The 9,777-nt window shown below is 70.4% G+C and carries 8 protein-coding genes and 1 rRNA gene; 7 read left to right on the forward strand and 2 right to left on the reverse strand.

From position 1 onward, the window contains the following. The first annotated feature begins 117 nt into the window (after window positions 1-117). Genes ACFU3E_RS02060 through ACFU3E_RS02080 form a run of 5 tightly spaced genes read left to right on the forward strand, consistent with a single transcriptional unit; the run spans window position 118 to window position 6,811 of the window. Window positions 118-945: a hypothetical protein gene (locus ACFU3E_RS02060; protein WP_384150553.1), complete on the forward strand. Its 828-nt coding sequence runs from the start codon at window positions 118-120 to the stop codon at window positions 943-945. Next, window positions 935-2,275 (forward strand): hypothetical protein, encoded by a 1,341-nt coding sequence (locus tag ACFU3E_RS02065; RefSeq protein WP_384150555.1) that lies wholly within the window; start codon window positions 935-937, stop codon window positions 2,273-2,275. Before ACFU3E_RS02060 ends, ACFU3E_RS02065 begins: the two co-directional genes overlap by 11 nt. Beyond that, entirely contained in the window at window positions 2,272-3,828 is a 1,557-nt protein-coding gene (locus tag ACFU3E_RS02070; protein WP_384150558.1) for an SCO6880 family protein, read from the forward strand. The genes ACFU3E_RS02065 and ACFU3E_RS02070 overlap by 4 nt, the downstream gene beginning before the upstream one ends. A gap of 5 nt (window positions 3,829-3,833) precedes the next feature. Further along, on the forward strand, window positions 3,834-5,243 hold the full coding sequence (locus tag ACFU3E_RS02075) for an ATP-binding protein (RefSeq protein WP_384150561.1): 1,410 nt from the start codon (window positions 3,834-3,836) through the stop codon (window positions 5,241-5,243). 17 nt (window positions 5,244-5,260) lie between these two features. Then, complete coding sequence (locus tag ACFU3E_RS02080; protein ID WP_384150564.1) at window positions 5,261-6,811, forward strand: type IV secretory system conjugative DNA transfer family protein; 1,551 nt, start codon at window positions 5,261-5,263, stop codon at window positions 6,809-6,811. Window positions 6,812-6,856: 45 nt separating this feature from the next. Here the strand turns inward: ACFU3E_RS02080 and ACFU3E_RS02085 are convergent, their stop codons facing one another. Beyond that, window positions 6,857-7,399 carry a GNAT family N-acetyltransferase gene (locus ACFU3E_RS02085; protein WP_384150567.1) on the reverse strand — a complete coding sequence of 181 codons (543 nt, stop codon included), beginning with the start codon at window positions 7,397-7,399 and terminating at the stop codon, window positions 6,857-6,859. A gap of 194 nt (window positions 7,400-7,593) precedes the next feature. On the opposite strand from ACFU3E_RS02085, the gene ACFU3E_RS02090 reads away from it, so the two are divergent. Beyond that, a complete protein-coding gene (locus tag ACFU3E_RS02090) occupies window positions 7,594-8,838 on the forward strand; it encodes a sensor histidine kinase (RefSeq protein ID WP_384150570.1) in 1,245 nt (414 codons plus the stop codon). Then, the gene (locus ACFU3E_RS02095; RefSeq protein WP_384150573.1) at window positions 8,835-9,506 is read left to right on the forward strand and encodes a response regulator; all 672 of its coding nucleotides are present in this window, start codon (window positions 8,835-8,837) and stop codon (window positions 9,504-9,506) included. The genes ACFU3E_RS02090 and ACFU3E_RS02095 overlap by 4 nt, the downstream gene beginning before the upstream one ends. 49 nt (window positions 9,507-9,555) lie before the next feature. Here the strand turns inward: ACFU3E_RS02095 and rrf are convergent. Next, window positions 9,556-9,672 (reverse strand): 5S ribosomal RNA (gene rrf / locus ACFU3E_RS02100). Between the last annotated feature and the right edge of the window lie 105 nt (window positions 9,673-9,777).

Here is a 9,777-nt window from a genome sequence, read left to right on the forward strand (position 1 = left end):
GTCGAGTCACCACACCGCGCCCGCGCGGGAACCAGCACGGCTACCGTCGTACGAGGAGTATGAGAAGTACGACCGGTACGAAGTGTTTCCGCACGACGTCGAGGGGGCGTACGCGGCATGAGTCTCGGTGACGACCACGAGTCCTCCGGCGGCTACGGCGGCACGGGCCAGACCCGCACCCGCCTGCCCGACTCCGGCGACGCCTTCGGCGACCCCCGCCGCCGCTCCTCCTCCCGCAGCCTGGTCACCGTGGTCGGCGTGGTGGTCCTCCTGATCGCAGCCATCGCCTTCGCGAACCGGGGGGACGGCGACCAGTCCTCTTCGACGGACGGCTCCTCCGGCAAGCCCGATGCGGCGGCAACGGCCCCCTCCGGCCAACGCCCCGTCAAGTCCAAGTCGGCCGCCGGCATCCCGTCGGGCTTCGCCCAGGACCAGGAGGGGGCGGAGAGCGCCGCGGCGAACTACGCCGTCGCACTGGTCTCCGCCGACATCCTCAAGCCGGCGCGGCGGCCCGAGATCGTTCGTCAGGTGTTCGACGCAGGCAAGGTCTCCGAGCTGGAGAGAAACCTCGACCAGGTCTACAGCAAGGCGTTCCTGGAGAAGGTCGGCCTGGACGAGAACGGCGAAGCGCCCAAGGGCAGCACCTACGTCTCCCGCACTATGCCGGTCGGCACCAAAGTCACCGACTTCTCGGGCAGCACCGCCACCGTCGAGGTCTGGTGCACCGGCGTGTTCGGGATGACCGGGGAGAGCTCGCAGAACCCCGTCACCAACGACTGGTTCACCATGACCCTCCACCTGCGCTGGACCGACGGCGACTGGAAGGTCGACAGCTTCTCCCAGAAGGAAGGCCCCGCGCCGGTCAACGGCGACAACAAGGTGTCGACCTCGGAAGACATCTCCAAGGCCGTCGAGGAGTTCGGAGGGTTCACGTATGCCCGGTAGTCCGCGCCGCGCAGTCAAGGTCGCCGCAACCCTCACCGCCGTACAGACCGCCGTGGTCCTGTTCGCCGCCCGGGCCACGGCCGCGCCCACACCGTCGCCCAGCCCCAGCAACGACAACTGCTCCCTGCTCTCCGGCAGGGCGCTCGAGATCTGCGAAGGCGACACCGACAGCGGCAGCGGCAGCGGCAGCGGCAGCGGGACCTCCCGGCTCGACCCCACCTCCACCCTCGACCCCCTCTCCTCCCTCGCCAAGGGCTGCGCCGACGCCGCCTCCTGGACCGTCGACAAGCTCAGCGAGGCCGTGAAGGAGACCGCCAACGTCGACTTCACGAACCCCAAGTTCCTCCAGCAGTACGCGGTCGTCTTCGCCGCGTCGACGATCCTCACGCTCCTGCTCTGGCTCCTGGCCGTCGCCAAGCGGGCCGTCCGCGGCGTACCCCTGACCACCGCCCTCACCGAAGCCATCGGCTTCCTCTGGCTGACCGTCCTGGCCTCCGCCTTCACCCCGCTGATCCTCTACACCGTCGTCTCCGCGACCGACGGCGTCACCGAGGTCCTCGCCAAAGCCACCGGCGACCAGACCGACGCGTTCTTCGGCACGTTCTCCGAAGCCCTCAAGAAGGGCGAGGACATCGGCGGCGGCCCGATCATGCTGATCGTCGTCTCCCTGGTCAGCATCCTCGCCGCCGGCGTCCTGTGGCTGGAGCTCGTCATCCGCGCGGCCCTGCTCTACGTCGGCGCCCTCCTCGGCACCGTCGTCTACGCCGGCCTCGTCGACAAGAACCTGTGGGGCCACGTCCGCCGCTGGGCCGGCATCATGATCGCGGTCATCCTCATCAAGCCGGTGATCGTCATCGTCCTCGGCCTCGCCGGCGCACTCTCCGCCGACGACGGCCCGAACGCCTTCTCCGCCGTCGTCTCCGGCCTCGCCATCATCCTGCTCGCCATCTTCGCCAGCGCGATGATCTACCGCTTCGTCCCCGGCTTCGGCGACGAGATCGCCGGCTCCCGCAACAACCGCCTCATGCAGGGCGCCGAGAGCAAGGCCGCCGCGGTCATCAGCTCCCCGGCCACCCTCGTCGCGCAGGGCATCAAGACCCACAGCTCGCGCGCCGACCACAACGGCGGAGGCAGCCAGTCCTCCGCCCCCCGCCCCAGCAACCCCGCCTCCGGCGGAGTCGCCGCGCACAGTGGGCGGACCTCGAACGGCGGCGGCGGATCTGTCCCCTCCGCCGCACCCGCCCCCCGTTCGAGCAGTCCCGTCAACACTCCCCACGCCAGCAACACCCGCAACAGCAGTACCAACCGCACGGGAGGTGAAGGGCGTTGACGACCGAGTCCCACGTGTCCCATCCGGTCACGCCCCGCCGGACGTATCTGATCGGCCGCGCCCGGCCGAACGCGATCATCGGCCGCAACCGCGAGACCGGCGAGATCGCCCTGATCGTCGTGGGCGCGTTCCTCGGCATGATGTGCGGGCTCCTCGTCCCGGTGCTGTCGCTGCGCATCGTGCTGCTCGCCGGGTTCCCGATGCTGGCACTGGCCGCCGTGTACGTGCCGTACAAGCACCGCACGTTCTACAAGTGGTTCGAGATCAACCGCAGCTACAAGCGGACCCTGAAACAGGGCACCGCCTACCGCTCCGCCGTCATCGAGGCCGGCACCCGGCTGGACGGCCGCGAGGTGGAGATCGGCCCGCCCCCCGGCATCGGCCGCATCACCTGGCTGGCCGCCCCCTTCGGCCCCGACGAGATCGCCGTGCTCCTGCACGCCGACCGCAAGACCGTCACCGCCGCCATCGAGATCGAGGGCCCCGGCGTCGGCCTGCGCGACAGCGAGGACCAGGAAGCACTCGTCGACCGCTTCGGCACCCTGCTCAAGCACGTGGCCAACGGCGACGGTTTCGTCACCCGCCTCCAGATGCTGGCCCGCACCCTCCCGGCCGACCCGGACGCCCACGCCAAGGACGTCTCCGTCCGCGGCGACGAGAAGGCCCTGCCGTGGCTCCAGGAGTCCTACGACCAGCTCCAGTCGATGGTGTCCACCAGCAGCGAGCAGCACCGCGCCTACCTCGTCGCCTGCATGCACTACACGCGCGACCTCGCCGCCGAGGCCAACGCCATGGCCCGCGCCGCCCGCGCCCACGGCGGCAAGATCGACCGGGACGCCGGACTGGCCGTCGTCATGGCCCGCGAGCTCACCGACATCTGCTCGCGCCTGCAGGAGGCCGACATCCGCGTCCGGCAGCCGCTCGGCCAGGGACGGCTGGCCTCACTGATCCACTCCATGTACGACCCGGACCACCCGATCGACCACATCCAGGCGATGACGAAGCGCAACGCCTGGCCGGCCGAGCTGGACGCCATGGAGCCCACCTACCTCCAGGCCAAGACCCGCGAGTCCTCCACCCGCGCCCCCTGGTGCCACGCCACCGCCTGGGTGAAGGAGTGGCCGATGACCCCCGTCGGCGTCAACTTCCTCGCCCCGCTCCTCGTCCACACCCCGGACGTCATCCGCACGGTCGCCGTCACGATGGACCTCGAACCCACCGAGGTCGCCATCGAACGCATGCTGACGGAGAAGACCAACGACGAGGCCGAGGCGTCCCGCGCCGCCAAGATGAACCGCACCCTCGACCCGCGCGACGTCGCCGCGAACTCCCGGCTCGACCAGCGCGGCGAGGACCTCGCCAGCGGCGCCGCCGGCGTCAACCTCGTCGGCTACATCACCGTCTCCTCCCGCTCCCCCGACGCCCTCGCCCGCGACAAGCGGACGATAAGGGCCTCGGCCGGAAAGTCGTACCTGAAGCTGGAGTGGTGCGACCGCGAGCACCACCGCGCCTTCGTGAACACCCTTCCCTTCGCCACCGGCATTCGGAGGTAGGACCTATGCGGGACCCGCTGTCCGTCCTCACCGACGCCTTCACGTCCTTCCTCTTCGGGAAGGTCGAGACGACCCGGCTCCCGGTGCGCACGTCCACGGGCCAGGCCCAGGCGGTCTACCTCCCGACCGCCGCCCCCGGCCTCGGCGACTCCGGCGTCATCATCGGCCGCGAGGTGTACTCCGGAAAGGGCTACATCTACGACCCCTTCCAGCTCTACGGCCAGCAGCTCCCCGCCCCCCACTGGCTGGTCCTCGGCGAGTCCGGCAACGGCAAGTCGGCGCTGGAGAAGACGTACGTCCTGCGCCAGCTCCGCTTCAAGGACCGCCAGGTCGTCGTCCTGGACGCCCAGGGCGAGGACGGCGTGGGTGAATGGAACCTCGTCGCGCAGGAGCTGGGGATAACCCCCATCCGCCTGGACCCGATGGCGGCTCTGGACATGGGCATCCGCCTCAACCCGCTCGACCCCGCGATCACGACCACGGGCCAGCTGGCCCTGCTCCGGACGATCATCGAGGTCGCGATGGGGCACGGCCTCGACGAACGCTCGGGCTTCGCCCTCAAGGTCGCCCACGCCTACGTCAACGACACCATCGTCGACCGCCAGCCGGTCCTGACCGACATCGTCGAGCAACTGCGCCACCCCGAGCCCGAGTCGGCCGAGGCGATGAACGTCGCCATAGACGACGTACGGGCCTGGGGCCTCGACGTCGCCCTGGTCCTGGACCGCCTGGTCGACGGTGACCTGCGCGGCATGTTCGACGGCCCCACCACGGTCGGCATCGACCTGGACGCCCCGCTCATCGTCTTCGACCTGTCCCACATCGACCGCAACTCCATCGCCATGCCCATCCTCATGGCGATCGTCGGCGTGTGGCTGGAGCACACCTGGATCCGCCCCGACCGGGTGAAGCGCATCTTCCTGGTCGAGGAGGCCTGGCACATCATCAACAGCCCCTTCGTCGCCCAGCTGTTCCAGCGCCTGCTGAAGTTCGGCCGGCGCCTGGGCCTGTCGTTCGTGGCGGTGGTCCACCACCTGTCGGACGTCGTGGACGGCGCGGCCGCCAGGGAAGCGGCGGCGATCCTCAAGATGGCCTCGACCAGGACGATCTACGCCCAGAAGGCGGACGAGGCCAGAGCGACGGGCCGCGTCCTGGGCCTCCCCCGCTGGGCCGTCGAGATCATCCCGACCCTCACCCCCGGTATCGCCGTCTGGGACGTCAACGGCAACGTCCAGGTCGTCAAACACCTGGTCACGGAGACCGAACGCCCGCTGGTCTTCACCGACCGCGCGATGACCCAGTCCTCCGCCGACCTCGCGGACGACGCCCTGCACGCCGCCGAACTCGAGGCGGAGGAACGGGCCGCGGCCTTCGTGGAGCACCACCTGGGCGACTCCGAATCGACGGTGGCGTAGGCACAGGGGGAGGACGCGTGAGACCGGACGACCGCCATATCCAGCGGGACGGCCAGGGAGGCATCCCCGACGGCCTGCTGGTCGGCCTACTCGCGTTCCTCCTCGGCATGACCCTGCTGGTGTGGACGGCCACCGGCCTCGCCGCCCTGTTCGCCCACGGCTCCTGGCCGTCCGGCGTCACCTTCGCCCGCACACCGCTGGCCATGCGCGGCCTCATCGCCCAGCCCCACGACATCCCCGGCGCCTGGCCCGACACACCTGCCGGCGAGCTCTCCGGCTACGGCCTGTTCTGGGGTCTGTTCATCGGCCAGCTGATGATCCTGATCGTCCTGACGGTGTTCGTGATGGGCACGCTGGCCCGGTGGAGGGCCCTCCGGGCGAGGCGCCGGGAGGAGAGGATCCTCGCGGCGGAGGAGCGGCCGGCCCCGGCGCAGCATGAGGTGCCGGCCCCGGCGCAGCACGTGCCGGCCCCCGCGCAGCACGAGGTGCCGGCCCCGGCGCAGGAGCACGTGTCCACGACGGTGCAGCACGAGGTGCCGACGCCCCGCTCGCACCCCCCGGAGCCGGCGACGGTCCCGGCTCCGACAGCGACCGCCCCCGCCACACCCCCGGCTTCCCTGTTCGCCCAGGAACGCGTGGGCGGATGGGAGAAGATCCTCGTAGCCCCGAAGGAAACCCGCCAGTCGACCGCAACCCAAGCGGTACGCGACGCGGAAGGCCCGGCCCTCGTCGTCACCTCGAACCCCGCCCTCTGGCAGGAAACCAAGGACGCCAGGGCCAAACTGGGCCCCACCCACCTCTACGATCCCGCCCACCTCTGCGACACCCCGTCCCGCCTCCACTGGTCCCCCACCACCGGCTGCGAGGACAAGGCGACAGCGACCGAACGAGCCACCGCCCTCCTCACCCCCGTCCGCCCCACCGCCAAACTCGACCAGGCCGTCAGCGACACGGCCGCCACCCTCCTGCGGAGCTACCTGCACGCCGCAGCGATCGACGGCCGCACCATCCGGCACGTCCACCGCTGGTCCCAGGGCACCCAGATCCAGGACGCCGTACGCATCCTCCGTACCCACCCCAAGGCCGCCCCCGGCTCCGCGGGCGAACTGGAAGGCGCCCTCACGGCCCACCCCGAACGCCGCGACATGGCACAGCAGTTGACCACCCGCGCCCTCTCGGCCCTCTCCACGGTCAACATCCGCGAATCCTGCACTCCCAACCGAACTGATGCCCTCGCCTTGGATTCCTTCGTCCACGAAGGGGGCACGCTTTATGTGGTGGGGGAATCCATCGAGGACCCCAGGACGAACCCGGGCGCTATGCCCCTCCTGACGGCCCTCGTCTCCAGCGTGGTCGAGCGCGGCCGGCACATGGCCGAACGGTCATCCTCCGGTCGCCTCGACCCACCAATGACGCTCGTCCTGGACGACGTCGCGGCCGTGGCCCCGCTTCCCCAGCTTCCGGAGCTGCTGGCCACCGGAGCGGACCGGGGCATGCCGACCCTGGCCCTGCTCCGGTCCCGCGAACAGGGCCGCGCCCGCTGGCCGCACGACGAACTGCCGGTCTGACCGGCACCCCGGCCGCAGACGCTCACTCCGGCCGGCCGGAGACCCTCACTCCCGCTCCAGCACGAATTCCAACTCCCGCTCCCCCGCGTCCCCGAGCGGCACGGTCAGCCCACTCGGCACGAACCCGGCCCGCCGGTAGAAGCGCTGCGCCCGCCCGTTCTCCTCGTGCACGATGAGCCGCACCCGCTCAAGGCCCCGCCCCCACGACCACTCCAGGGCCGCGTCGAACAGCACCTCGGTCAGCCCGCTCCCGCGCTCCTCGGGCCGTACGAACACGGCGACCACATGCCCCTGCTTCCGCTCCACCGGATACCCGGCCCAGTCGGTCGTCCCGGGCTCCTCCACGAGCACGGTCAGCGTCCCCACCCACCGCCCGTCCGGCCCCTCGGCGATGATCTGCTGCGCCTTGTCCGCCCCTTCGGCGGCCCCCGCGGTCCGCTCCTGCCAGAAGGAGTCCGGTCGGGCCGCGGCCTCCTCGTACGTCTCCAGAAAAGCCAGGTGCGCCACCGGATCGCGCAGCGCCGCGAGCCGCAGCTCCTTCGCCGCGGCCCACTCGCCAGCACGGACGGACCGGATCACATAGCTCATGCGGCCACGGTAGTACCCGGGTACGACACCCCTCACCCCGATTCCCCCGCCGGTCCGACGCCGGCCGCCCCCGCACGCACGAGCATCGAAGCATGCTGACGGCACACGAACCGATGGACGGCGGTCGTCCGCACGGCCGCGTCGGCGGTCCTGCGCCGCAAAGACGTGTGACGTCCGGCACCGGATCCCCCACGATGGACCCCGTGACGGAAGACCGGGCGCCGGAGCCCCTCACCGAATACGCCCAGCGCCTCACTCACAGGGTGCGCGCCTTCGACCGGCGTCACCCCCTGGTGTGGGACCTCCACTTCACCGGCTTCTGGGTGACCGCCGCCCTGATCGACTACGCCGGTGGAGGCTGGCGCAACAACGCCCACCACCTCGGCGTACCCGGCTGGCTCCTCCTGGCCATGAGCCTCGGCCTCTCGGCGCCGCTCCTCTGGCGCCGCGCCCACCCCGGGGCCGCCCTGGCCGCCATGGTCCCCTTCGCCCTCGTCAACGCCTGGACCGGTGCCGCTCTCCAGGCGGCCCTGCTCCAGCTGGTCCTCGTCTACCACCTCGCCCTGCGCCGCCCCCTGCGCGGCCTGTGGTGGGCGACGGCCCTGGTGATCGCCCCGGTCCTCGTGTCGGCCGCCCGCCACGGGGAGGGCACATGGGACCAGCAGATCGGCTCACACCTGATGTCCATCACCGTGGCCGCCCTCATCGGCGTCACGGTCCGCACCCGCCGCAACTACACCGAGGCCCTGGAGGACCGCGCCCGCCGCCTGGAGACCGAACGCGACCAGCAGGCCCAGCTCGCGACCGCCGCCGAACGCGCCCGCATCGCCCGCGAGATGCACGACATCATCGGCCACAACCTCTCCGTCATCACCGGCCTCGCGGACGGCGGCCGCTATGCGGCCGCCAAGTCCCCGGAACGTGCCGCCCAGGCCCTCGACGCCATCGCCACCAGCAGCCGCCAGGCCCTCACCGAACTCCGTCGCCTCCTCGACGTCCTGCGCGAGGAGGAGAAGAACCAGCCCGACCTGGCCCCCCAGCCCGGCCTCACCGATCTCGACCGGCTCCTCGACGGCGTACGCTCCGCAGGCCTCCTCGTCAGCACCACCACTCGTGGCAGACCCACCCTCCCACCGGGCCGCCAGCTCACCGTCTACCGCGTCATCCAGGAAGCCCTCACCAACACCCTCAAACACGGCGGCCCCGCCGCAGCCGCGGAGATAGAGCTCTCCTACGAGGACAGGGCCGCCGTCACCGTCACGATCACGGACACAGGCAACGACAGCGACACCGACGGGACTTCCCGGGGCGGCCGCGGACTGACCGGAATGCGCGAGCGAACCGCCCTGTACGGCGGCACACTTGAGGCCGGCCCCCGCCCCCACCCGGAGCGGGGCTGGCGCGTCCGTCTACATCTCCCGGAGGAATCCCCGCAGTGACCACGGTCCTCATCGCCGACGACCAGCCCCTTCAGCGCTTCGGCTCTCGCATGCTGCTGGAGAGCCAGGACGACATGACAGTCGTAGGAGAAGCGGCGAACGGCGGTGAAGCGGTCCGCATGGCGTCCGAGTTCCACCCCGACGTCGTCCTCATGGACATCCGTATGCCCGGTCTCGACGGGATCGAGGCGACCCGCCGCATCACCGCCGCGGGCGACCGCACCCGCATCCTGATCGTCACCACCTTCGACCTGGACGAGTACGCCTACGCAGGCCTTCGCGCAGGGGCCTCCGGCTTCCTCGTCAAGGACGCCCAGCCCGAGGAACTCCTTGCCGGCATCCGCGCGGTGGCCACGGGCGACGCGGTGGTCGCCCCCAGTCTGACCCGCCGTCTCCTGGACGCCTACGTCCACCACCTCCCGGCCGACCCTGCCGCCGAGGTGGGAACACAGGAGGACTCCCGTCTCGTTTCCCTGACCGACCGGGAACGCGAGATCCTCACGGTCATCGGCCAGGGCTGGACGAACACGGAGATAGCCACCCGCCTCCACCTGGCCGAGTCGACGGTGAAAACGCACGTGGGCCGCATCCTCACGAAGACCGGTTCCCGCGACCGCATTCAGGCGGTCATCCTGGCGTACGACACGAAACTTGTTCAGCCGTCCTGAAACGCAGAAAACCCCCGCATCAGAAGATGCGGGGGTTTTCCCAAAAATTGTTCGGCGGCGTCCTACTCTCCCACAGGGTCCCCCCTGCAGTACCATCGGCGCTGTAAGGCTTAGCTTCCGGGTTCGGAATGTAACCGGGCGTTTCCCCTACGCTATAACCACCGAAACACTATGAAACTGACAACCGGCACTTTGGTTGTTCGTGGTTTCAGAACCAACACAGTGGACGCGAGCAACTGAGGACAAGCCCTCGGCCTATTAGTACCGGTCA

Source organism: Streptomyces sp. NPDC057424 (genome assembly GCF_042803315.1).
Classification (GTDB): domain Bacteria; phylum Actinomycetota; class Actinomycetes; order Streptomycetales; family Streptomycetaceae; genus Streptomyces.